Here is a 22552-nt window from a genome sequence, read left to right as displayed (position 1 = left end):
TTCAGACCGCCTTGTTGTTGCTGTGCCGGGTGAGGGACTCGATGACGTTGCGCAGGGTGAGCATGTCGGCGAGGTCGTGCTCGGTGAAGTTGGCGAGGTCGACGTCGGTCGCCTCGCACACCTCGGTCAGGAAGAGGACCTTGTTGAGGGAGGTCAGGCTGTAGGAGCCGGCCATGTCCGCGTCGAGCTCCAGCTCCTGCGGGGGGACCTCCGGGTCGAGGACGGCGGAGAGGGCCTCGCGGGCCGCGTTCTCGATGGCGGTGTCGATAGCGGTGTCGATGACGGTGTCGATGACGGTGTCAGGGTGCATGGATTCCTGCCTTGCTGTCGTGGAGGCTGGTCCGGTAGGCGGCCAGGATCCGGGGTCGTTTGGGCTTGTACTGCGAGGTGAGCAGGTCGTTCTCGATGCTGAACGGCTCGTCGGCGATGACGACGCGGCTGATCTGCTCGTCCTTGCCGAAGGTCGCGTTGGTCAGGGTGAGTTGGGCGAGGACGGCGTCCGGGTCGGCGGGCAGGGCCGCCGGTGAGACGACCGCGACCAGGTCCGTCTGCGCGGGGCAGAACAGGACGCATTCGGCGATGGCCGGACTGGTGCGCATGTGCTCTTCGAGCGGCCGGACGATGACCTTCTTGCCGTTGTCCAGGACGATGACGTCATCGGCCCGGCCCCGGATGAAGAGGAACCCGTCCTCGTCGATGTAGCCGAGGTCGCCGGTGCGCACCGTGCCGTCCGCGTCGAAGACGCGCTCGGAGTCCCCCGGTTTGGCGTACGTGTAGCCGTAGCCGACCGGATGGTCGCTGCGGACGCTGACCACCCCGTCCTCGTCGAACAGCACCTCCTTGCCCGGCAGGACGCGCCCCACGCTGCCCTCGCGGGTCGCGCCGGGGTGGTTCTTCGCGACGATGCAGGTCTCGTTGAGGCCGTAGCCCTCGTAGACGGGCAGTCCGGCGTCCGTGAAGAAGCGCAGCATCGCCGCGTCGGCCGGTGCCGAACCGGTCCACAGGTAGCGGATCCGGTCGCCGAACAGGTGGCGGGCTGCCTCGGCGGCGGTCGCCGTGCCGCCCGAGCGCCGCATGCGGGACTCGACTTGGCGCTTGGCGGTCTCGTAGAAGGCCGGTACGCCCATGACCACGGTCGGCTTGACCCGGCGCATCGCCGCGAAGGCCGCCTCGTAGGTGCTGATCGTGACGTCGTGCCCGTGGGCGAGCGCCGAGTAGATCCAGTAGCGCTGCTGGAGCAGCGACAGCGGCAGGAAGACGAACAGGTCGTCACCCGGCGCGTGGTGGAAAATCTCCTGCACCGCCGCGAGCGAGCCGTCGATGCTGCCGGCCGTCGCGCCGAGCCCCTTGGGGGTGCCGGTGCTGCCGGAGGTGAACTTGATGGTGGTCACGTCGCGGGGGCCCCACGTGACGGGCTCCGGGGCCGGCACGTCGCCGGGACTCGCCGGCGGCTCCGAGAGTGCGCGTACCTCGCTCATCGGCACGGACCGGGTGGTGTCGGTGGGCCGATCGGTGAAGAGCAGGGTCAGGCCGTAGCGTCCGGTCAGGTCGTCCGCCGGGTCGAACTTGCCGGGCTCGAACCCCGCGGTCTGCGCCTTCAGGCGCAGCGCCGCCAGGTCCAGCAGCACCCACTCCAGGCTGTTCGCGGCCAGGATGCCGATCCGGTCGCCCGGCCCGACGCCCCGGTCCCGCAGGTGCCCGGCGAGCCGGCCCGCCCGCTCGTACAGCTCCGGCAGGCCCATGGTCTGCGTACCGTCCAGCCGGGCGAAGGAGATCCTGCCGCCGGACGGAGCGGTGGTGACGATCCGGTTGATCACCGAGGTGACGGTCATCGGGACGCCTCTTCCCGCTGCGCGTCGAGGGCCCGGCCCAGTGCGTGGACGCAGTCCATCTCGGTGAACGCGTCGAGCGGGACGGAGATCCCGAACTGCTTGCGCACCGCGGTCAGGATCCGTGCGGCGGCGATGGAGTCGCCGCCCAGCGAGCCCAGGCTGTCGTGGATGCCGACCTGCTTGCCGGGCAGCACCTTCGTCCACATCGCGACGAGGGTCTTCTCGGTCTCCGTGGTGGGCTCGCCGCCGCTGCGGGTCTGCGGTGCGGGGGCCGCTGCCGCGACGGCCGCCGTGGCCAGCTTGCTGCGGTCCACCTTGCCGTTCTTGGTCAGCGGCAGCTCCACATGCCAGACGACGGCGGTGGGCACCATGTAGTCGGGCAGATCACGGCGCAGCGCGTCGCGCAGCTCGGCGTCCGTGGGGCGGTTTTCGCCGGCCGCCACCAGGTGGGCGACCAGCCGGGCGCCCTGGGCGCCGGCCTGGCCCGCGACCACCGCCTTGGCGACGCCGGGGACGGCGACCAGGCGGGTCTCGACCTCACCGGCCTCGATGCGGTAGCCGTTGACCTTGATCTGGAAGTCGCTGCGGCCCAGGATCGAGATGTTGCCGTCGGGCAGCATCCGGCCCAGGTCCCCGGTGCGGTACATCCGTTCGCCGCGCACGGGGTCGTGGAAGAACCGTTCGGCGGTGCGTTCCTCGTCTCCCCAGTACCCGCGGGCCAGGCCGGTACCCGCCGCGCAGATCTCGCCGGTCACCCAGTCGGGGGCGTCGAGTCCGTCCCGGTCCAGGACGTAGGCCCGGTTGTTGGCGTTCGGGCGGCCGTACGGGATGGACTCGCTGCCGTCCTCGTCCGGCCCGACCGGGTGCAGGATGTTCCAGATCGTCGTCTCGGTGGGGCCGCCCAGGGAGATCACGTCGAGGTCGGCGCTGAGCCTGCGCAGCGCGGCCGGCAGGGCCGGCGGGACACGGTCGCCGCTCATCATCACGAGGCGCAGCGCGGGCGGGACCACCGCGTCCGCGACCGCCTGGTCGTGCAGCAGGTTGACGATCGCGGGTACGGAGTTCCACACCGTCACCCCCGCGCTCTCGCACAGGTCCAGCCAGTGTGCCGGGTCCACGGCCTTGTCCCGGTCGGGCATGACCAGGGCCGCGCCCGCCGACAGGGCGCCGAAGACGTCCCACACGGACAGGTCGAAGTTGAAGGCGCTGATGGCGAAGAACCGGTCGGTGGGGGCGATGCCGAAACGCTTGTGGCAGTCGGCGACCACATTGGCGACGTTGCGGTGGGTGACCATGACGCCCTTGGGCGCGCCCGTGGTGCCGGAGGTGTAGAGGACGTAGGCGAGGTCGTCAGGGTCCGAGCCGGGCAGGCGGGCGGGTACCTCGGGCGGGCCGTCCACACGGTGGGTGCCGCTGCCGGCGCCGTGGTCGGTGACGTCGAGCCGCATGACCTCCCGCTCGCCGCCGGCGTCCTGCCAGTCGGCGTTGGTGAGGACGCGGCGCACCCGGCCGTCGCGCAGCATGTAGTCCTGCCGCTCGGCGGGCAGGCCCGCGTCCACGGGCAGGTAGGCCGCTCCGGCGAGCACGGTGGCGAGAATGCCGACGATCTGCTCGGGGCCGCGGTGCATCACCAGGCCGACCAGCTCGTCCCGGCCGACGCCGCCCTCGCGCAGCCAGCGCGCCGCGGCGGCGGCCCGGTGCAGCAGCTCGCCGTAGCCGACCTCGCGGTCGGAGGTGAGGATCGCGGCCGCGTCCGGGGTCCGCAGGGCATGCTCGACGAACGCGTCGCCGAGCATGGTCGGCGGCAGCGGGACCTGCGTGTCATTGGCCTCTCGGCGCCGCTCGCGCTGCGCCTCGGGCAGCAGGTCGAAGGAGGTGCGCTGCCAGGACGGCAGGGCGGTCAGTTCCTCGAGCAGGGTCTGGTAGCCGTGGGTGAAGGCGTCCAGCAGCCCCTCCGGGAACAGTTCGTCGATGCCGTCGAGCTGGACGACGAGACCGCCGTGCTGCTCCATCGCGAAGGCGTTGAGCCAGATCTGCGGGGTCTGGGAGACGGTGAAGACCTCCGGGCCGAACAGTTCCAGGGCCGAGCCGTCGGCCTCGGCGTTGCCGTGGCCGATCGCGCTGTTGAAGGTGAAGGGCATCCGGGCGCCCGCCACGCCTCCGCGGCGGCGCGCCAGTTCCTGCATGACCTGGCCGCCGGAGAAGTGCCGGTGGTCGAGGTCCTTGCGCAGCCGGGTCTGCAGGGCGCGGGCCCGCTCCGCGAAGGTGAGGCTGCGGTCCACCTCCGCCTCGACGAGCAGGGTGTCCGAGAAGTTGCCGATGGCCTCGAACACGCGGGGGTGGATGGGCGGACGGTGGGCGACCGTGGTGTTGATCGTGAACCGGGCTCCGGCGCCCCAGGTGGCCAGGGTCTCCGCATACGCCGCGAGCAGCGCCGCCGACGGGGTCAGGCCGGCGTCGGCGGCCCGCTCCTTGAGGGTCTCCCACGCCTCCTGGCCGAGGCGGACGCGGCGCTGGGAGAACCGGGACGAGGACAGCGCCGAGGGGCTCGTGCGCAACGGCAGGTCGGGGTGCGGGGCGAGCTCGTCGACGCGGGCGAGCCAGTAGTCGCGCGAGCGGCGGGCCGGGGCGCGGTCCCGCCCGGCCTCCAGGGCCGTGACGTAGTCCTCGTACAGCAGCTCCTCCGGCGCGCCGGGGCCGGCGCCCTGGTACTCCCGCCACCAGGCGCGGAAGAACAGGAACATGCTGATCCCGTCCATGACCAGCCCGTCGTGGCTGACGTGCAGCACCATCCTGTCGTCGGCGAGGACGGTCACCTCGACGGCGAGCAGCGGCGCCCGGTCGGCGGGCAGTACCCGGTGCGAGCGCTCCTCGCGCAGTTCGCCGCGGATCCGGTCCTGCTCCTCGGGGCTCTTGGACCGCAGGTCGAGGCGGCGGATCCGCAGAGGGGTGCGGCGGCTCTCGGTGACCTGCCGGTCGTCGGCGGAGAAGCGCGAACGCAGGGCGCTGTGGGCGTCGACGACGGCCGCCAGCGCCTCCTCCAGGCGGTCCACGTCCCAGAAGCCCTCGATCTCGTGGTAGACGTGGCTGGCCACGTCGCCGATTTCGAAGATGCCGCTGCGGCCCAGCAGGTAGGCGCGCTGCAGGGTGGTGAGGGGGAAGCTGGGACCGCTCTTCTCCTCCTCGAGGAGGTGGGCGATCAGGTCTTCCTTCACGGCCTTGATCCGCGCGATGAACTCCGGTTCCATGTTCTGCCGGCCGCCCCGCAGGCGCAGGTCGGTACCGGAGAGTTCCACGAACAGGCCGCGGTCCTCGATCTCGCGCAGTACCTCGCGGACGCTCATCGGGCATCCGCCCCGACCAGCTCGGTGACGGCGGTGTCCCCGGCGCGCTCCTCCACGAGGGCGGCGAGCGCGGAGATGTCCTCGGCGTCGCTCAGCTCGTCGAGGGTGACGTCCACGTCGAGGGCCTCGAGGATCTGGTACTGCAGCGTGACGGCCTGCAGTGAACTGGTGCCGAGGGCGCTCAGGCCGCGTGGGGCGACCACGTCGTCGGCGGACAGCTGCAGCAGGGTCCGTACGAGCCCGCTCAGCCAGTCGACCAGGCGCGGGCCGGCGGTGGGAGCGGGAGGGGCGGCGGGGGCGGCGTCGGCAGCGGTGGCGCCGGCGGCCGGCCGGTCGGTCCGGACGAAGAAGACGGCCTCGGCCAGGCGGATCTCGCTGCCCGGGGCGACGAGTTCGACCGTACGCGGCCACGCAGTGGGTACGGGCAGCGAGATCGCCTCGGCCACGCGGGCGGCGAAGCGGGGCATGACCGGGGCGGCGACGTGGGCGAGCAGCCGGGCCGCGGCCAGTTCGAGGGCGATGGCGGTGCGCGCCTCGCTCTCCCAGCCGGCGGTCTCGGCGAGCAGGCCCTCCTTGCGGGAGAAGCGCACGGTGTCGTTGACGATGCCGTCGAGTTCGGCGGCGGCCTCGTTGAGGGAGAAGCCCTCGGAGCCGAGGCTGGCGGAGATGGCGGCGAGGCGGTTGCCGAGGCGGCCGAGGAAGGCGGAGTGCTCCGGCGTCCAGGTACCGGCGTCGGGGGCCGTGCCGCCGTAGTGCTTGGCGACCCGGGATCCGAGGTCGTTCAGCCAGGCCTGCCAGGTGCCGATCAGGGTGTCCTCGAGGGTGGCCTCGTACGCGGCGCGCTGGAAGTTGGTCCGCTCGCCCTCGGGGCGGGTGCGGGAGAGGAAGTAGCGGACGGCGTCGACCGAGTCCGGGCCGAGGATCTCCTTGCCCCAGATGGCGTGGCGGCGGCTGGTGGAGAACTTCTGGCCCTCCAGCAGGTAGAACTCGTTGACGTGGTAGTCGATGTCCGGCGTCCAGCCCGGGAAGGCCAGCTTGTACAGGGCCGGGTAGAGCACCGAGTGGTAGAAGCTGTTGTCGTAGCCGAAGAAGTGGACGATCTTCCAGTCCTGCTCCGGTTCGGCGGCCTTCCAGTTCTCTCCGAGCCCGGCGCCGAGGGCCTGGATGCCGTACAGGAAGCCGTAGGACATCTCGGGCCACACCCAGATGACCTGCCCGTCCAGGTCCTTCTCGGCCGGGGGAACGCCCCAGGAGGAGGGGTGGCTGACGGGGATGTCGAGGCTGGGGCGGCGGAAGAGGCGGTCGGTGAGCTCGCGCAGCCTGGCCGGGACCCTGCCCAGGCGGTGGTGGGCGTCGAGGTCCTCGCGGAACTCGTGCAGCGGAAGCGACCAGCGGGAGACCGGGCCGCGCCGCGGAGGGGCCGGGGAGAGGGCGGAGACCGGGTCGGTCAGGTCGGTGACGACGTTGGGCTCGCCGCACTGCTCGCAGATGTTGCCGCCGGCGCCCGAACCGCAGCCGGGGCAGTCGCCCTTGACGTCCACCTCGTAGAGGTACCGGCCGGTCTCGGCGTCGAACAGGGCGTCCGCCTCGGTGACCGTGACCCGGCCCGAGGAGACCGTGCGGGAGAAGAAGTCCTGCAGACCGGCCCGGTACTCCGGTGCGGTGTCGGTGACGGTGTACTGGTCGAGCGAGATGTCCATCAGCTCGAGCGTCTTGGCTATCTCGGCGCTGTAGTGGGCGGCGGCCTCGGCCGGCTCGACGCCGTCGGCGGCGGCCGCGGCGACCACATAGCTCTGGTAGTCGTCGCTGCCGGTCAGGTGCCAGGCCTTGGTGCCGTTCAGCCGCTGGTGGCGGACGAAGACGTCGGCACCGAGGTAGGGACCCGACAGGTGGCCGAGGTGCAGGTCGCCGTTGGGGGTGGGCGGGGTGGAGAAGACGAAGACGGGGCGGTCGCGGAAGTCCTTGCGCTCGGCGCTGAGCGCCGAGGTGAGCGCGCGCCCGGCGTCCCGCCAGTACTGGGTGAGGAAGACCAGGTCGGTGTCCCCGGTGTTCTCCAGGACGTGGGACTCGAACGGCTCGAACAGGACGACCGTGCCGGGAGCGGCGGGGTGGCGCTCGCCGTCGACGAGGAACTCGCCGCGGCCGCTGACGATGACGAAGAACTCGGTCTCGTCGTGCTGGTGGCTGTCGGAGCTGGTGCCGGGCGAGACCCGGCCCCAGCCGGCGCCGACGCCCAGACCGTGGATGTCGCTCATGTCGATGCCGAAGGCCTCGCTGAGCACGGTGGCGTCATAGGTGTTGATGATCACGAAACGTCGTCCTTTCCGGGGGACGGAGCGAGGAGCAGGTGCGCGGTCTGTGCCGCGATGGCAGGAGCCAGCCGGTACCCGGAGCCACTGGCGGCTCCCGCGAACACCACGCGGCCGTCGGCCGTGAGCGGGCGGACGAGTGGTTCGAAGCCGGGGCCGTACGCGTCGCAGAAGACGCGTCCGGAGACGCAGTGCTCGATCAGGTGGGGTGCGTAGCGGGCCAGGACGGCGAGGGCCGCGTCCCGGTCGGCGGGGGTCAGGCTCGACGCGACGGTGTCCGGGTCGACGTCCCATTCCTGGCAGGTGTAGCTGAACAGCCAGTGCCCGCGCTCGTGATAGGGCAGCAGGAAGGCGTCCTCGTCCTGGAAGACCACAGCCCGGTCGCCCGCGGCGGGCGGGACTTCGATGTGCAGGGCCACGATCTTCTTCACCCGGGCCCCGAGCGGTGCGACGAGGTCCTTCCAGGCGGGCGCCGCGAGCCAGGGGCCGGGGGCCAGGACCACCTGACCGGCACGGAGCGTGCCGCCCGTGCCCAGCGAGAGCTCCACCGAGTCGGCGCCGGGTGTCACCGCGGTGACTTCGACGCCCTCGCGGAACTCCGCGGTGCGGCGCAGATCGCGCGCCAGCAGCTGGGTGAGGGCGTGGACGTCCGCGTACTGGCAGCCGTCGCCCTCCCAGGCGGCGGTGCCCTCCGGCAGCAGGGCGGTCGCGCCGGCCACCTCGCGGACGGGCCGCAGCCGCGCCTGCGGCAGGTAGACCTCCTGCAGCCGTTCCTGCGCCGAAGCGGGTGCCACCACCGTCATGTCCAGGCTGTGGATGGGGAGTTCCGGGCGGGCCGCCTTGAGCGCCGCGTAGCGTTCCTGGCTGTGGGCGGCCATGGCGCGGATCCGCTCCGAGGAGCCGCGGGGGAAGTGCAGACCCGCCGAGCGGCGGGTGGCGCCGCTGCCGACCGCGTCCCGCTCCAGGACCACCAGACGGGCCTGCGGCTGCCGGGTGAGGATCTCCTGGGCGATGCTGAGGCCGAGGACGCCGCCTCCGACCACCGCGATGTCGTACGCCTCCGGTTCCAGCGGCGGCGGGGTCATCACGCGGTCCATGCGGCACTCGCCTCGGGGGACTTGGCGGACCACTCGATGAAGGACGCCAGCTGCTCGTCGCTGCGCACCCCGCACAGCCGGTCCGCGATGCGCTGGCTGCGCCAGGCGTTCAGGCTGAGGTTGGGGTCGGCCAGGCCGCGCTGCCCGCGCGCTGCGTTCTGGACGAAGACGCTGCGGTCGGCCGGGCCGTCCCAGCGCACCGCGAAGTCCTCGTCGATGCGCAGCTCGTCGCCGTCGCGTTCCAGCCGGTCGGCGATCGGGGCGAGGAAGTCCATCCGGGCCGGCCGGAAGCCGGTGGCCCAGACGACGACGTCCGCGTCGAAGTGCTCCGCGGGGGCGCCGGGCTCGTCGTTGTGCCGGACGGTCAGGTCCCAGCCCCCGACGGAGTTCTCCTCGACCGCGACGACGTCCCGGTTGGGGTGCAGCCCGACGAGGTCGCTGTTGCCCTCCACGAAGCGGTGGACGTAGACGGCCTGGTAGACGTCGCGCAGCGTGGACTCGGAGATGCCGTCGCTGCTGAGGACGTGCTGGGCGTTGAAGCTGGCGCGGGCCTCGGGGCGCAGGCCGTAGAAGTAGTCCGAGTGGGACGGCATGTAGTAGTCGTTGGTGAAGGGCGAGTCGTCGATCGGGAAGTAGTTGCGGCGGCGCGAGATCCACGAGACGCGGCGCGGCCGTTCGCCGGCGGGCCGGGAGATCAGGTCCAGGAAGGCCTCGGCGCCGGACTGGCCGCCGCCGACCACGACGACGCGCTTGCCGCCCAGGTTCCGGGCCGCCTCGACGTAGTCGTTGACGTGGAACTGGGTGGCGCCGAGCGTGCCCTGCGGCGGGACCCAGGGCTGGTTGCCCACGCCGACGACGATGTTCTCGGCCGTCACCGTGCGGCGGTCGGTGCGCAGGGTGAAGACCTCGTCGAAGCCGACCTCCTCCACGGTCTCGCCGAAGACGACGTTCGGGTTGCGCCGGGCCGCCCAGGCCAGGTAGTTGCGGAACTCCAGGCGCGGCACGTCGGCGAACTGGGCGTTGAGGAAGTGGTACACCCGGCCCTGGTCGTGCAGGTAGGACAGGAAGGAGAAGGGGCTCTGGGGGTCGGCGAGGCTGACGAGGTCCTTGAACATCGAGACCTGCAGGGTGGCGCCGGGTATCTGCTGGTTGTCGTGCCAGCCGAAGGCTTCCTTCCGGTCGATGAAGAGGTTGTCCACATCCGGGCGACCGTGGAGCAGTGAGGCCAGGCTGAGGTTCGCGGGGCCCACTCCGATGCCGATGCAGCGGTAGTGGTCGGACCCGGGGCGGACGGGGTTGGTGCTCATGCGGTCGTCTCCTTCGAGGCGTGCCGGCGGCTGACCGGCCGAGTCGTGCTGATGACGGCGGTACGTGCGGGGGGTGCGGGTCACTTGGCGGACGCGTGTTCGGGCACGGGCACGGGCACGGATTCGGGCACGGATTCGGGCACGGGCGCAGGTGCGGGCGCGGGTGCGGGACGGCGTACGGCGATGAGTCCGAAGACCGTCGCGAGCAGCGACCCCATGGCCACCACGGGCCACACGAGACCGTCCAGCCGCAGGTAGAGCCAGCTGCCGACCATCGGACCCACGGCGGTGCCCAGACCGAACATGAACTGGAAGCTGCCGATGTACCGGGAGCGCAGCCTCGCCGGTCCGGCGGTCGCGGGATAGGCGAACACCGCGGGGCCGCCGATGATCTCGCCGATCGACCAGATGAGCGTGCCGACGATCACGGCCGCGGGTCCGATGGGCAGACCGTAGAAGGCCACACCGGCACCGACCAGCGCGAATCCCAGACCGATCGTCACCTTCAGCGGCCATTCCTGCGAGAGCTTGGTGAGCAGCAGCTCGAAGGCGATGACGATGAACCCGTTGAGGGAGACGGCGAGGGTGTACCAGAAGAGCGCCAGCCCCTCGTCCTTCATGTAGAGCGGCAGCGTGGACAGGTACTGCATGTACACGGCCGCGTGGCACAGGGCCGCGATCAGGTACAGCAGGTACCGGCGGTCCCGGAGCACCGCCGCGTACCCGCCGGGCGCCGCGTCCGCGTCCGTCGTGGCGCCGGCCGGGGCGGGACCGACCCGGGCGGGCAGGGTCGCCCAGGCGAACACCGCGTAGGCCAGGGCGATCACGGCCTCGCCCCAGAACAGCAGGGTGTACCCGTGGCCGCCCGCGTTGTAGAGGGCGAACCCGACCAGCGGTGCGGCCGTCGCGCCCAGGTTGAGCCCGAAGCGGTACATCGCGAAGATCATGACCTGCCGGTTCTCGGCGGTCAGTTCGGCCAGCAGTGTTGCCGACGCCGGCCGGAACAGCTGTGAGCCGAGGCTCACCAGGGCGATCGCGGCGAGCAGCGCCGGGAAGCTCGGCACGTAGAGCAGGGCGGCGGTGAGCACGCTCGTGCTGCCCATCGAGACGACCGTGGCGTTGCGCACGCCCATCCGGTCCGCCAGGGTGCCGCCGATCAGCGAGCCGACGACGGCTCCCGCCCCGTAGACGCCCAGGGCCAGGACGGTGTTTCCGTCGGAGTAGCCCTTGGCGGTGAGGAACAGGACGAGGAAGATCTGGAGGAAACCGCTGAGGCGGTTGACCAGGACCCCGGCGAGCACGGTCTTCACCGCGAGCGGGGCCTCGCGGAAGGTGCCCCATACGGTGGCGCGCTGCTCCTTCTCCGCGGTGGCGCCGGCGGCGGTGCCGGCGTCCGCCTCGGTGGTGGTGTCAGAGGCCATGTCCTTCCGCCCTCCCCACGGTCAGCGTCACGGCGGCGCGGACCCGGCGCTCCAGCTCGTCCAGCTCCTGCGCGGAGGGTGCGTCGATGAGGAAGGTGACCGCCCGGTCGTCGGAGCTGGCCAGCGGCGAAAGCCGGGCGCCCTTCTCCTTGAGCACCAGGACCGCCCGCAGCGCGGCCGGGTCGTCGGCCTCGCCCGGGGTGATCTCCGGCCAGATGCCGCCCTCGCCGACCCAGACGGGGTCGATCCCCGGCCAGTCGACGGAGACGTTCTCCAGGGTGCCGGGCGTGTGGTCCAGGTAGACCTGGCGGGTCCAGCGGCGCGGCGCCGGGTAGTCGGCGGGCTCGCCCAGCGCGATCTTGACGATCTCGGGCTCCAGGGGCCGGCCGGTGGCCAGGTGGTACAGCGCGAGCAGACCGTCACCCGGCGTCCGGGCGGCGACCTCCATCAGGTAGGCCCGCCCGTCCGCACCCGTGCGCCACTCGGCGTGGGCGATGCCGTCGCGGAAGCCGAGGGTCTGCAGCAGCCGGCGGTTGGCGTCCAGCAGTTGGCCGTCCACCCCGGGGCGGGCGCTGGGGACCGAGTGGGACAGCTCCACGAAGGAGCGGGCGTCCGACTCGGTGGTCTCCTTGCTCGTGACCGAGGTGAAGACGATCTCGCCGCCCTGCACCAGGCTCTCGACCGAGTACTCGTGGCCCTCGACCTTCTGCTCGACCAGCAGGGTCTCGTACTCGGGGTAGCCGGCCAGCTCGGCCCGCAGCTCGGCCGCGTCCGCGATCGTCACCACGCCCGAACTGGAATGGCGGGTGGCGGGCTTGGCCACCACCGGGTACGGCAGCCCGTCGAGGGCGGTGTCCTCCCGCTCCCCCGGCGGGATCACCAGGGAGGCGGGGCTGAACTCGTCCAGGTACCAGCGCTGCAGGTACTTGCTGCGGCAGGCGCGGGTCGCCCGCAGCCCCGGGCCCGGCAGGCCGAGCGCGTCGCCCAGCAGGCCGGTCGGCTCCACCAGCGTCTCGCCCACCGCGTACGCGCCGACGATCGTGTACGTGTGCCGCCAGGCGCGGGCGCGGGCGATGAACCCCGGCAGGAACGATCCCTCCTGGTCGAGGGAGCCGTCCACGAAGGCGATGTCGTCGAGCAGGAACGCCGGGTGCTCCGGGTCCTTGCGGGCGGCTTCCGCGGCATCGCGGTAGCCCGCCGGTGTGATGAGCAGGACCTTCAGGCCGCGTGCGGCGAGCTCCGCCAGGTAGCGGGGGTTGCGGCAGACGACCCAGAAGGCACCGGTGAGGACGAAGGCCTCGGGCACCGTCTCGGAACCGGCCTCCACAGCGGCTTCGGGTTCTGTTGCGGTGGTCATGCGTCGGCTCCTCGGGGGGCGGGGACGGTGTCGGTGAACGTGCTGCCCAGACCGTTGGAGTCCAGGAAGGCCATCCAGTGGCCGGCCTCCTCCTCGGACTGGCCGGCGCGGTGCAGACCGGGGGGCAGCGCCCCGGCCAGCAGGCGGGTGACGCCGTAGGCGATCGGCAGCGATACGGCGCGGGCCATCGCGCTCTCCGACTCCTCGCCGGTCAGGTCCATCAGGTAGGAGCCCTGCCAGCGCTTCCCGTCGGCGGCGCGTACGTCCAGCGCCACGGAGAGCACCACGCGGTCGCGGTCGGCCTCGGTGGTCGGGTGCCGTTCGGCCAGCTCCTTGGCGAGCCGGCGGACCTGTACCTCGTCACCGGAGGCCACGACCTGGAAGACCGGTTCCCAGGCGGCGCGCCAGCCGGCGTTGCGCAGGGTGCCGCGGACGAAGGTGCGCAGGTGCCAGCCCTCGGGGATGCCGTACTGGGAGACGAAGGGGACGCTGTCCCGGTTGGGGTAGACCTCGAAGTCCTCGCCGGCCAGGCGGTGGACGGTGGTGGCCTCCCACGGGCGTGCGGCGGTGCTCTCGACGCCGTCGGCGACGTGGCGCGCGGCGGAGCCTAGCGCGGCGAGCACGCCGTACGGCGCCCAGCTGAAGCGGTAGCGGAACTCGTTGGGAACGGCGGGGATGCCGCCGCAGTAGGAGGTGAAGTCGACCGACTCGGCGGTGTCCCCGATGGCCTCCCGGGCTCGTGCGACCAGCAGGTGCGCCATCAGGTGGTCGATGCCGGGGTCGAGTCCGGCCTCGGTCAGGACCACGATGCCCGCCTCGGCGGCGCGCTCCTCGAGCCCGGCGATCTCCTCGGAGACGTAGCTGGTGCAGGCGAAGTGCGCCCGGCGGTCGATGGCGAGGCGCAGCAGCCGGGGGTGTTCGGCGGCGGGCAGCATGGACACGATCACGTCCCCGGCGCCGACCTCGGCCTCCAGGGCCCCGTCCGTCAGGGCCCGTACCTCGGCGTGGCCGGTCAGGCCCAGGGCGGCGAGCCGGTCGGCGGCACGCTCGGCCGTACGGTCCCACAGCACGACGTGGCCGGCCTGCGCGCACAGCAGGCCGAGGCCGCTGCGGCCGGTCGAGAGGCCGGTGCCTATCCAGTGGACGGTGCCGCTGGCGGGCACCGGGGCGGGCTCCGGGGCGGGCTCCGGGGCGGTCGATATCCGGTCAGCGGGCATCTGCGTACTCCTTGCGCTCGTCGTCGTCCGCGCGGTGCCCGGCGGGCTCGCCGTTCCCGGTCCCCGCGACGCCGGTGGCGACGGCGGTCTCGAAGTGGCCCAGGCAGCGCGCCCAGACCGGATCGGCCCCGCCGAGGTTCGCCAGGACGGGCCACAGCTCCGCCGAGAAGGCCCGGCTGGCCTCCACCGGAAGCAGCGAGGGCAGGTTGTCGATGGCGATGAGGTCGGCCGGCCGGTCGCCGTCGCGCAGGCGGCGTACCGGCCGGTCCCAGTCGGTGAGTTCGGTGTAGACCGGCAGGACGTTGCATGCCGAGGTCACGTCACAGGTGACGTCCGACACCACGGAGAGGCGGCGGGGGCCGTCGAGGTCGGCGTGGGTCAGGAACGGGGGCGTGGGCCGGTTCATCAGGACGGTGTTGACGAGGATGTCGTGGTCCAGCAGGGCCGCGCGGTCCAGCGCGGCCGTCTCCTGGACGTCCCACCGGGTGGGGGTGAGGCCCGCCGTGGCCAGGGCGTCGCACGCACCGCGGCCGCTGCGCCCGAGGGCGCCGATCACCAGCGCGCTCCCGTTCTCGCCGGGCTCCTTCAGCAGGGCGTCCAGCGCCTCCAGGCCGGTCGGGACGAGCGGGGTCCGCAGCCGCCCGCGCCGGTGCAGGACGGCCAGCGCCGCGCCGACGTAGCCGGCCCAGTAGCCGAAGGCCGCCAGCCGCCGGCCGTCGGCGCTGGTCAGGTACTCCAGGTCGAGGAGTGCGCCGCCGCCTGCCGTGAACCGGGCGAGCAGCTCGCTCGCCCCGGTCTGCCCCTTGTAGGCGTGTCCGAAGTAGATGTGGCGGTGGATCAGCTCCTCGGGGCCCTCGGGGAGCTCCTTCAGGCCCAGGACGTGGGCGCTGCCGGGCGCATCGGTCCAGCTGCCCGCCTCAGCGGGGCGGCAGCCCGCGGCGAGGTAGTCCTCGAGGGGGAAGACGCGCTGCGCCGATTCCTCCACGGTGATCTCGACGCCCTGGCCCACCAGGCGGGCGGCGTCCTCGGGGACGAGGGGCGCGCGGCGCTCGCTCGGCCGGGATTCGGCCCGCATCCAAAGGTGAGGATTGTCTGACATGTGGTTTGTTTCTCCCTCATGAGGAAAAGCGCTGACTTATTGTCATAAGTCTGAAAGAAATGGGCAGGCGGTAGCCTTGAATGTGCTCACTGCGGAGGCGGATCGCGTCGCTACAGCACCGGGATCCGTGCGTTGGCCAGCGGCCGGTACGTCACTTCGGCCGGCCCGAACGGCCTGGACGGCAGGTGTGCCGGGTCGAACCCGGAGTCCAGCAGCGTCCCGACGACCGCGTCGGCCATCGCCACCGCCAGGTTCTCTCCGGGACACCGGTGGGCGGCGGCGCCGAAGGTGAAGACCGCCGGCGCCTCACGGCCGGGCCGGAAGGTGTGCGGTTCGGGGTTGACCGCCGGGTCCCGGTTGGCGGCGGCGAGCAGCACCAGCACCTGCTCGCCCGGCGCGACCTGTGCGGCCCCGTGCCGGAACGGCTCGGCGGCGAAACGGCGGGTGTTCTGGATCGGCGCGTCGTGCCGGACCACTTCGCGGACGAACGCCTCACGCTCGGCCGGGGATTTCGGGGTCTCCTCCCTGGCCAGCGCCAGCAGCGTGTTCCCGATCAGGCCGGCCGTGGCGTCGTACGTCTGGGACAGGAACCCGACCGCGTTGGCCAGCAGCGGGGCCGTCCTGGTCCAGGAGGCGTCGCGCGCCGCCCGTACGAGCGCGGCGAGCAGCCCGTCCCCGGCGGCTCCGGCGGCTCCGGCGGCCCCGGCGGCCTCGATGCCGGGGCCGAGCAACTCCCGGAGCCCGGCCGCGGCGAGCGCCGCCGCCCGCTGCTGCTCCGGGGTGGCCAGGGCGGGGATGCACTGGACGAACTCGCCGATCAGCCGCGCGGCTTGCGCCGATCCGTCCGCGTCCAGCCCGCACAGGCGCGCCACGACCCGGGCGGGAACGGCGAACATCAACTCCTCGAAGGGGACGTGGCCACCCGTCGCGAGTACCGCCCGGGTCTGCTCGGCGGCCAGCCGCGCGGCGTGCGCGGGATCGGCGGTCCCCAGCGCCTGGGAGACCACGCCCTTGAGGCGGTGCTGCAGGTCGCCGTCGGTCATCCGCACCAGATCCCCGAACACCTCCCCCGCGGCCGTGCCGACGATCCCGGCGGGCACCGGCTCGGCCACCGGGCGGACCCGCAGGGCGGCGGAGCCCAGCACGGCGCGCACCGCCGCCGCGTCCGCCGCGACCCAGGCGTTCACGGCCGGGTCGTAGGCGAAGGGGCGCTCGGCCACCAGGGCCGCGTAGCCGGGGTACGGGTCCGCCAGCCTGACCGCTTCGATCGGGTGGGTCATCCGGGTGCTCCTTGCTGGTGCTCGGCATGTCGGTGCCCGGGGCCGGGCAGTGGCGTCGCTTGGGGGAAGCGTGCGTCAGAGATAGCGGGCGGGAAGCGCGGCGCGCCGGGCGTCGAGGGTGCCCGCGATCGTCAGCCGCATGACCTCCGAGGTGCCCTCGTATATCCGCAGGGAACGGATCTGCCGGTACAGGCGCTCGGTGACGCTGTCGGCGACCACGCCCGCCGCGCCGAGCAACTGCACGGCGGAGTCGACGACGTGCTGGGCTTCCTCGGTCGCGTACAGCTTGGCGATGCTCGAATGCCGGGCGAAGCGCCTGCTGCCCTGGTCGGCCTCCCAGCCCGCCCGCGCCACCAGCAGCGCGGCCGCGTTGAGCCGCACGTCCATGTCGGCCAGGGTCGCCTTGGTCAGTTGGAGGTCGATCAGCTTGTCGTTGCCGATCCGGCGGCTGCGGGCGTGGGCCAGCGCCGTGTCGGCGGCCCGGCGGGCGAACCCGAGCGCCGCCGCACCGACCGTCATCCGGAACCGCTCCAGCAGGTCCATCGCGATGACGAAGCCCTTGCCCGGCTTGCCCAGCACGGCTTCCCGGGGCAGCCGGCAGTCCTCGAAGGAGAGGTGGCCGAAGGCGCGCGGAGCGACCGCGTCAAGGCGCTCGTGGACCTGCAGGCCGCGGGAGTCGGCCGGAACGAGGAAGGCGCTCAGCCCCAGCGGGCCGGGGCCCTCGCCGGTGCGGGCGATGACGACGTACACGTCCGCGATCCCGGCGTTGGCGATCCACGCCTTCTGCCCGTTCAGGACGTATCCGCCGTCCTCGTCGCGCTCGGCCCGCAGCCCGACCGAGGCGATGTCCGAACCCGCCTCGTGCTCGGAGACCGCGAACGCGCCGATGAGCGAACCCCGGGCCATCCGCGGCAGGTAGCGCTCCTTCTGCTCCTCGCTGCCGTACCGGATGACCGGCGTGGCGGCGAGGGCCTGGATGGAGAAGGCGAAGTCGGCCAGGTCCTCGGCGTAGGCGAGCGCCTCACGCATCAGGCAGATGCTGCGGAAGTCACCGGGCAGGGCGTCGGGCGCGGTCCGCGGGTCCAGGAAGGCGAGCCAGCCGTCCTCGCCGAGTGTGCGGACCAGTTGCCGTCCGGCCTTCTCCGGGTCCTGTCTGCGGACCTCGTTCCACAGGGGGGCGCGGCCGTCGCACCAGGTGCCGATGGCGTTCGCCAGGCCGCGGTGCCGGTCGTCGTAGAAGGGGAGGGCCAGGATTTCCTGATCGAAGGCGCTGGTGAGGTCCAAGACAGTTCTCCGTGCGAGGGGGCGGGCGTCGGCGGGTACGGCGTCATGCGGCAAGGCCTCGAGGGCGGCGCGGACGATCGTCAGATGAGCAGGCCGGCATCGTCGTCGTCGGCGGGAGCGGCGGCCGATGGCGATGCGGCACGGACCTGGCCGACCAGCTTGTGCTCGACGAAGTAGGCGAAGGAGGCGTAACCGCGCCAGATACGGCGCCACTCCCGTTGCACGGCTTCCTCGCCGGAGGTGCGCCGGATGCCGTCGAGGTAGGAGACGATGATGTCGGCCGACTGCCGGGCGTGCCCGGCGGAGAAGTTGTCGATCGACAGGTGCGCCTGCTCGTAGCCCGCGTCGAGGTTGTGGCTGCGCAGCTTCTGTATCTCGTGCAGTCGCATCGCTCCGAGCCCGAACATCTCGATGCCCAGGTTGTAGCCGAGGATCTCGTTGTAGAGGGTGTCGGGGAACAGCGCCAGGCACACCTGGTGGATGGAGAACCCGTAGAGCCCGTCCGGCAGATCGCCCTGCTCCAGGAACTCGTCCTGGCGGATGTGCGGCAGGTGGATGTCCATGCTGGCCAGCACCTGGTGGATGAGCGTGATGTGGTTCTTGTCGAGGTCGCCGCGGCCCATTTCGTCGGCGTAGATGGAGAACAGCATGTGGTCGCTCTGCCGGTGGTTGCGGCCGAGGTTGCCGATGCGCTGCGCCCAGGTGCCGTCGATCAGGCTGCCGAGGGCGAAGGTGCTCTGCTCGAAGATCACGGTGTCGCGGTCGGGGATCTCCGTGAGGGGCTGGTACGGGTTCACCAGCTTGTCCCAGTAGATCGCCTCGACGCGCGCCATCAGCGCCTCGGGCGTGTAGTCGAAGTACTCGGCGTCGGTGAGGATGCCGCCCGCTCCGTGCGTGAACAGCACTTCCGCGTCGGCAAGGTTGGCTTCGGCCCGGTCCCGGGCGGTCCCCAGGATGTGGGGGAACTGCTCGATGTTGACCACGCGGTGGAACAGCTGTCGGTCGTCGAGGCCGGAGGGGGCCTCGACCAGGACCGTATCGGCCGGGTCGCTGCCGCGCAGCGCCTCGGACCAGGCCAGGGCCTGCGCGTCGCCGGCGGTGTTCGGCCGGAAGTCGAGGTCCGCCGGCTCACCCGCCGCGATGGCCTGCGCCCACTCGGTGAACACGGCCGCCTCGTGCTCGTCGAAGATGCCGAACATCGGACCGCCGAACTTGATGGACCGCAGGAACCGGCACACGCCCTCGCGGGCGGGCTTCATCTGCCGGGCCTCGCGGAACCGGCCGACGAAGGCCGCCAGATCCATGTTCTCGTCGTCGAGCCACTCTGACAGCCGCCGGTCGCCGAGGCGCACGCTGCGGTGCTGGCGGCCCGCGTACGGCGCGTGCCGGGCCACGATCCGTCCGACCTTGGCGTCCAGGGACAGTGCGTCGTGCCAGTCGGCCAGTTCGCCGAGGAGCGCGGTGTGCTCCCGCTCCAGGCGCAGCACCAGCTCGATCGCGCGGGCCGTCCGCTGCCGGTCCTGCGCGCCGGTCGGCGAGCTCTCCGTCAGCGTGAGGTACTCGGCGAGGACCGTACGGGCCTGGGCTTCGTCCAGGAAGGGGGTGGTCGTACCCAGCAGCAGATCGTCGAGGCCCAGGGCGGTCACGGCGTAGTGCACGCCCACGACTTCGGGCAGGAAGGAGGCGGGCAGCCGGGAGAGCGCGAGGTAGAACGAGGCGTGCAGCGCGGTCAGCGGTCGCGCCTCGGTCTCCTTCAGGAAGTCCACGGTCTCGATCTCGGGCAGGTGCACCTCGAGCTCGGCGAGCGCACGCCGCCGTTTGGCGAGCAACCCGCGCTCGGGGGTGCCCTCGCCCTGGAGGTGGAAGTACTGGCCGAAGAGCCGGTTGACGATGGCCGACGGCTGGGTGGCGGTCTGCGAGACGTTGTCGAGCCAGCAGCCGGCGAGCAGCATGAGGGGTGCCCGCTGGCGCAGGACGAGGCGGTACGTCTGCGAGCCGCGCTCGCGCAGGCCGGCGAGGTCCGGTTCCAGGGCGGTGCGGGCCTGCCGGACGCGGGCGGCGATCGCGTCGGCGTCCGCGGGGGCCTCGTCTCCGGCCGTGGGCAGGAAGGCGTGCAGGGCCCGGCGGGCGACGAGCAGGGTCGTCTCGCTCTCCTGGTCGTCGAGGAGTTGCCGGAAGATGTCGGCCGGTCCGGCGTCGAGGACCGCGGTGGCGTCCTCGGCGGCCTTCGGGCTGAAGCGGAAGGGGGCGCGGGGCAGGGAGGTGGTCCGGTCCGGGAGGGGGAATCCGGTGTGCGCGTTCATCAGAACTCCGTGGTTTCGTCGCTCGTCGGCTGCTGGGCGGCGGACAGCTTGCGCAGGAGTACGCCGACGCGTACGCCCGGCACGCTCGACGCCAGGAGGTAGAGACCGCCGTCACGCAGCGTTCCCGCCTCGGCGCGGTCCACGAGGTTGATCAGGGGGTCGGCGGCGAAGCAGTGCCCGACGCGGGCGATGTTGTCCAGGAACAACTGGTCGGCGCTGAACCCGGCCTGGCGTTCCTTCAGGACGGCGATCGGCTTGAAGAGGTTCGGGTGCAGCAGACCGTCCACGTCCTTGAGGGTCAGCTCGAGCGGGGTGAGGATGCGGTCGTTGACCACCCGAGCCAGGTCCGAGCTGATCTCGTTGGACCAGCCGAGCGAAGGCAGGTCCTGCGCGGAGGCGCCGCCGAGGATCTCGTACGCGTCCTCGCCGTACGGCCGGGCGCTCACCAGGCAGGCGGCCGAACCGTCGCTGAACAGGGCGAAGTTCTCCATGCGGGTCGCCTCGTCGGATATCCGGTCGGTGGTGACGACCAGCACGGTGCGATGCTGCCCGGAGGCCACCAGCGCCTGCGCGAGGCGCACTCCGACGAGCAGATTGGTGCAGCGGTTCAGGGTGACGCCGGTGAAGGCGGCGCCGGTCAGCCCCAGTCCGGTCATGACTGCCTGGACGAAGCCACCGTGCGTCCGGGGTCCGCCGGGGAACCGGGTCGAGCAGAGGATGAGGGCGTCGACCTGGTCGGGCCCCGCCCCGGCCGCGGCGAGCGTCGCCCGACCGCCCTCCACGGCCAGGGTCTCCAGGTTCTTTCCGGTGCGGTGGATCGTTCCCCATCCCCACAGCGAGGCCTTGGCCGGCATGCGCAGCTCGGCGGCGCGTGCGGTCAGGTTCGTCATGGTCGTGTGGTCGGCCGGGTTCTCGCCCAGGACGTAGCGCGGGGCGGACAGATGGACGGGGGTGACGTTCACCGTGAGGAGTCGCTTTCCTGACCGGCCGGCGGGGCCGGTGTCATCATCGCGTTGGCTGCGGGATAGGGAAGGGCGTCCGCTCCGAAGCCGAAGGTCCCGCGGGTACGGATCTCCTCGGCGGCCCGGACGACCGAACCGAGCGCCGCCCGGGCCAGCGCCGAGCCGACGCTGATCCGTCGTACGCCGAGTTCGCCGAGCTCGGCCACGGACAGCGGCAGGGCGGGCGAACCCATCAGGACGTTGACCGGGCGCCGGACGGCGGCACACACGGCGCGCACCGCCTCGGCGTCCGGGAGGCCCGGCGCGTAGAGGACGTCGGCGCCCGCGGCCTCGTACGCCTGGAGCCGGCGGATGGTGTCCGCCAGGTCGGAGCGGCCCTGGAAGAAGTTCTCGGCGCGGGCCGTCACGGTGAAGGGGAAGTCGAGCTCCCGGGCGGCGGCCACGGCCGCGGCCACGCGCTCCACGGCCTCCTCCAGGGGGCGTACGGGGTCGTCGGCCCGGCCGGTGGAGTCCTCGATCGAGCCGCCGACCAGACCGGCTGCGGCGGCGAGCCGAATGGTCTCGGCCACGTCCTTCGGCGTGTCGCCGAAACCGCTCTCGAGGTCGGCGGAGACCGGCAGGTGCGTCGCCGCCACGATCTCCGCGGCGTTCGCGAGGATCTCCCGCCTGCCCACCAGATTGGTTCCGTCGGGCCGGCCGAGGCGGTAGGCCAGCCCCGCACCGGTGGTGGCGAGGGCCGCGAATCCGAGGCCGGTCAGCAGCCGCGCGGTTCCCGCGTCCCACGGGTTGGGGATGACGAAGGGCTCGGTGCCCTGGTGGAGCCGGCGGAAGGCCAGGGCACGGGCACGCTGGTCGACGGGGTCGACGGAGTATTCGGAGGCGGTAACAGGCAGGTTCACGGCAGGAGTTCCTCTGTGGCGCTGGTGTCGTACGGGTCCGGCACGGTCAGATGAGTTCGACGTGCCAGTCGCCAGGCTGCCCGACGTCGGGCGCTCCGGACAGGAGCGACCGGAGGATGTCGGTGACGGACCGGGAGCGGCCGTCGAAGTAGAAGTGGCCGCCCTCGGACCAGTTCCGGGCCGGCGGCCGGAGGCATTCCTGGTCCCAGGGCTGCAGCCCGGCCTCGCCGATGTGGGGGTCGTCCACACCGTTGATCAAGGTCACCGGTACGGACAGGGGTGCGGCCGGCCGGTACGTGTACCCGGCGACCATGCGGAAGTCGGCGCGAAGGTTCGGCAGGAGCAGCTCCTGCAGGCCCTCGTCGGCCATGACCTCCGGCGGCAGTCCGCCGAAGAAGCCCACGGCCTGCGTGAACTCCCGGCCTTCCAGCCGGGCGGTCTCCACCACCCGCCGGGTGGGCAGGAGCGAGGGGGCCGAGCAGCCGGAGGCGACCAGGTGGCGGAAGTCCGGCAGGTGGCCGATGCGCCGTGCGACCTCGAAGGCCAGCACCGCGCCGAAGCTGTGGCCGAAAAGGACGAAGGGGCGGTCTGCGGTGGTGGAGATCTCGTGGGCCACGGCGTCGGCGAGTTCCGCTACATCGGTGAGGGCGGGCTCCCGGTAGCGGCGGCCGCGTCCCGGGGGGCAGAGCCCGGCGATCTCGGCCACGCCCGCCAGGTCCGGCTGCCAGCCGAGGAAGGAGCGCGGGTTGCCGCCGGCGTGCGGGAAGCAGTAGACGCGTGCGGCGGGTCCCGGCTCGGATTCCGTTCCGTCGCACATGAACCAGGGGGAAGAGCTCACAGG

The 22552-nt window shown here is 72.3% G+C and carries 16 protein-coding genes; all 16 read right to left on the bottom strand.

Annotation, left to right across the window (positions count from 1 at the left end; all coding sequences use genetic code 11):
* Window position 1: 1 nt before the first annotated feature.
* The 16 genes from ACIPUC_RS15880 to ACIPUC_RS15805 all read right to left on the bottom strand — a co-directional run bounded on the left by ACIPUC_RS15880 (window position 2) and on the right by ACIPUC_RS15805 (window position 22549).
* Entirely contained in the window at window positions 2-310 is a 309-nt protein-coding gene (locus tag ACIPUC_RS15880) for an acyl carrier protein (RefSeq protein WP_446589919.1), read from the bottom strand.
* Entirely contained in the window at window positions 300-1832 is a 1533-nt protein-coding gene (locus ACIPUC_RS15875) for an AMP-binding protein (RefSeq protein ID WP_446589918.1), read from the bottom strand. Before ACIPUC_RS15875 ends, ACIPUC_RS15880 begins: the two co-directional genes overlap by 11 nt.
* A complete protein-coding gene (locus ACIPUC_RS15870) occupies window positions 1829-5176 on the bottom strand; it encodes a non-ribosomal peptide synthetase (RefSeq protein WP_446589917.1) in 3348 nt (1115 codons plus the stop codon). Before ACIPUC_RS15870 ends, ACIPUC_RS15875 begins: the two co-directional genes overlap by 4 nt.
* A complete protein-coding gene (locus ACIPUC_RS15865; RefSeq protein WP_446589916.1) occupies window positions 5173-7485 on the bottom strand; it encodes a class I tRNA ligase family protein in 2313 nt (770 codons plus the stop codon). Before ACIPUC_RS15865 ends, ACIPUC_RS15870 begins: the two co-directional genes overlap by 4 nt.
* On the bottom strand, window positions 7482-8582 hold the full coding sequence (locus tag ACIPUC_RS15860) for an NAD(P)/FAD-dependent oxidoreductase (protein WP_446589915.1): 1101 nt from the start codon (window positions 8580-8582) through the stop codon (window positions 7482-7484). Before ACIPUC_RS15860 ends, ACIPUC_RS15865 begins: the two co-directional genes overlap by 4 nt.
* Window positions 8570-9889 carry a lysine N(6)-hydroxylase/L-ornithine N(5)-oxygenase family protein gene (locus ACIPUC_RS15855; RefSeq protein ID WP_446589913.1) on the bottom strand — a complete coding sequence of 440 codons (1320 nt, stop codon included), beginning with the start codon at window positions 9887-9889 and terminating at the stop codon, window positions 8570-8572. The genes ACIPUC_RS15860 and ACIPUC_RS15855 overlap by 13 nt, the downstream gene beginning before the upstream one ends.
* Before the next feature lie 80 nt (window positions 9890-9969).
* On the bottom strand, window positions 9970-11310 hold the full coding sequence (locus ACIPUC_RS15850) for an MFS transporter (RefSeq protein ID WP_446589912.1): 1341 nt from the start codon (window positions 11308-11310) through the stop codon (window positions 9970-9972).
* Window positions 11300-12667: an ATP-grasp domain-containing protein gene (locus ACIPUC_RS15845; protein WP_446589910.1), complete on the bottom strand. Its 1368-nt coding sequence runs from the start codon at window positions 12665-12667 to the stop codon at window positions 11300-11302. Before ACIPUC_RS15845 ends, ACIPUC_RS15850 begins: the two co-directional genes overlap by 11 nt.
* Window positions 12664-13884: a saccharopine dehydrogenase family protein gene (locus ACIPUC_RS15840; protein ID WP_446589909.1), complete on the bottom strand. Its 1221-nt coding sequence runs from the start codon at window positions 13882-13884 to the stop codon at window positions 12664-12666. Before ACIPUC_RS15840 ends, ACIPUC_RS15845 begins: the two co-directional genes overlap by 4 nt.
* Window positions 13874-14983, bottom strand: coding sequence for a saccharopine dehydrogenase (locus tag ACIPUC_RS15835; RefSeq protein ID WP_446589908.1), 1110 nt, complete (start codon window positions 14981-14983; stop codon window positions 13874-13876). The genes ACIPUC_RS15840 and ACIPUC_RS15835 overlap by 11 nt, the downstream gene beginning before the upstream one ends.
* Before the next feature lie 110 nt (window positions 14984-15093).
* Window positions 15094-16263: a cytochrome P450 gene (locus tag ACIPUC_RS15830; RefSeq protein ID WP_446589907.1), complete on the bottom strand. Its 1170-nt coding sequence runs from the start codon at window positions 16261-16263 to the stop codon at window positions 15094-15096.
* Window positions 16264-16338: 75 nt separating this feature from the next.
* Window positions 16339-17547: an acyl-CoA dehydrogenase family protein gene (locus tag ACIPUC_RS15825; protein WP_446589905.1), complete on the bottom strand. Its 1209-nt coding sequence runs from the start codon at window positions 17545-17547 to the stop codon at window positions 16339-16341.
* Window positions 17548-17627: 80 nt separating this feature from the next.
* Entirely contained in the window at window positions 17628-19850 is a 2223-nt protein-coding gene (locus ACIPUC_RS15820; RefSeq protein WP_446589904.1) for an iron-containing redox enzyme family protein, read from the bottom strand.
* Window positions 19850-20812, bottom strand: a complete 963-nt coding sequence (locus ACIPUC_RS15815) for a 3-oxoacyl-ACP synthase (RefSeq protein WP_446589903.1) — start codon at window positions 20810-20812, stop codon at window positions 19850-19852. Before ACIPUC_RS15815 ends, ACIPUC_RS15820 begins: the two co-directional genes overlap by 1 nt.
* Window positions 20809-21711 (bottom strand): isocitrate lyase/PEP mutase family protein, encoded by a 903-nt coding sequence (locus ACIPUC_RS15810; RefSeq protein WP_446589902.1) that lies wholly within the window; start codon window positions 21709-21711, stop codon window positions 20809-20811. Before ACIPUC_RS15810 ends, ACIPUC_RS15815 begins: the two co-directional genes overlap by 4 nt.
* A 46-nt stretch (window positions 21712-21757) precedes the next feature.
* On the bottom strand, window positions 21758-22549 hold the full coding sequence (locus tag ACIPUC_RS15805; protein ID WP_446589900.1) for a thioesterase II family protein: 792 nt from the start codon (window positions 22547-22549) through the stop codon (window positions 21758-21760).
* Window positions 22550-22552 lie beyond the last annotated feature (3 nt).

The organism is Streptomyces sp. LARHCF249 (assembly GCF_052871255.1).
Note: the sequence above shows the minus strand (reverse complement) of the source record. Positions and strands in the feature narration are given on the sequence as shown.

Coding starts and splice junctions, on each gene's coding strand:
- ACIPUC_RS15880 (WP_446589919.1), bottom strand. CDS start 310: ATGCACCCTGACACCGTCATCGACACCGTCATCGACACCGCTATCGAC.
- ACIPUC_RS15875 (WP_446589918.1), bottom strand. CDS start 1,832: ATGACCGTCACCTCGGTGATCAACCGGATCGTCACCACCGCTCCGTCC.
- ACIPUC_RS15870 (WP_446589917.1), bottom strand. CDS start 5,176: ATGAGCGTCCGCGAGGTACTGCGCGAGATCGAGGACCGCGGCCTGTTC.
- ACIPUC_RS15860 (WP_446589915.1), bottom strand. CDS start 8,582: ATGGACCGCGTGATGACCCCGCCGCCGCTGGAACCGGAGGCGTACGAC.
- ACIPUC_RS15855 (WP_446589913.1), bottom strand. CDS start 9,889: ATGAGCACCAACCCCGTCCGCCCCGGGTCCGACCACTACCGCTGCATC.
- ACIPUC_RS15850 (WP_446589912.1), bottom strand. CDS start 11,310: ATGGCCTCTGACACCACCACCGAGGCGGACGCCGGCACCGCCGCCGGC.
- ACIPUC_RS15845 (WP_446589910.1), bottom strand. CDS start 12,667: ATGACCACCGCAACAGAACCCGAAGCCGCTGTGGAGGCCGGTTCCGAG.
- ACIPUC_RS15840 (WP_446589909.1), bottom strand. CDS start 13,884: ATGCCCGCTGACCGGATATCGACCGCCCCGGAGCCCGCCCCGGAGCCC.
- ACIPUC_RS15835 (WP_446589908.1), bottom strand. CDS start 14,983: ATGTCAGACAATCCTCACCTTTGGATGCGGGCCGAATCCCGGCCGAGC.
- ACIPUC_RS15830 (WP_446589907.1), bottom strand. CDS start 16,263: ATGACCCACCCGATCGAAGCGGTCAGGCTGGCGGACCCGTACCCCGGC.
- ACIPUC_RS15820 (WP_446589904.1), bottom strand. CDS start 19,850: ATGAACGCGCACACCGGATTCCCCCTCCCGGACCGGACCACCTCCCTG.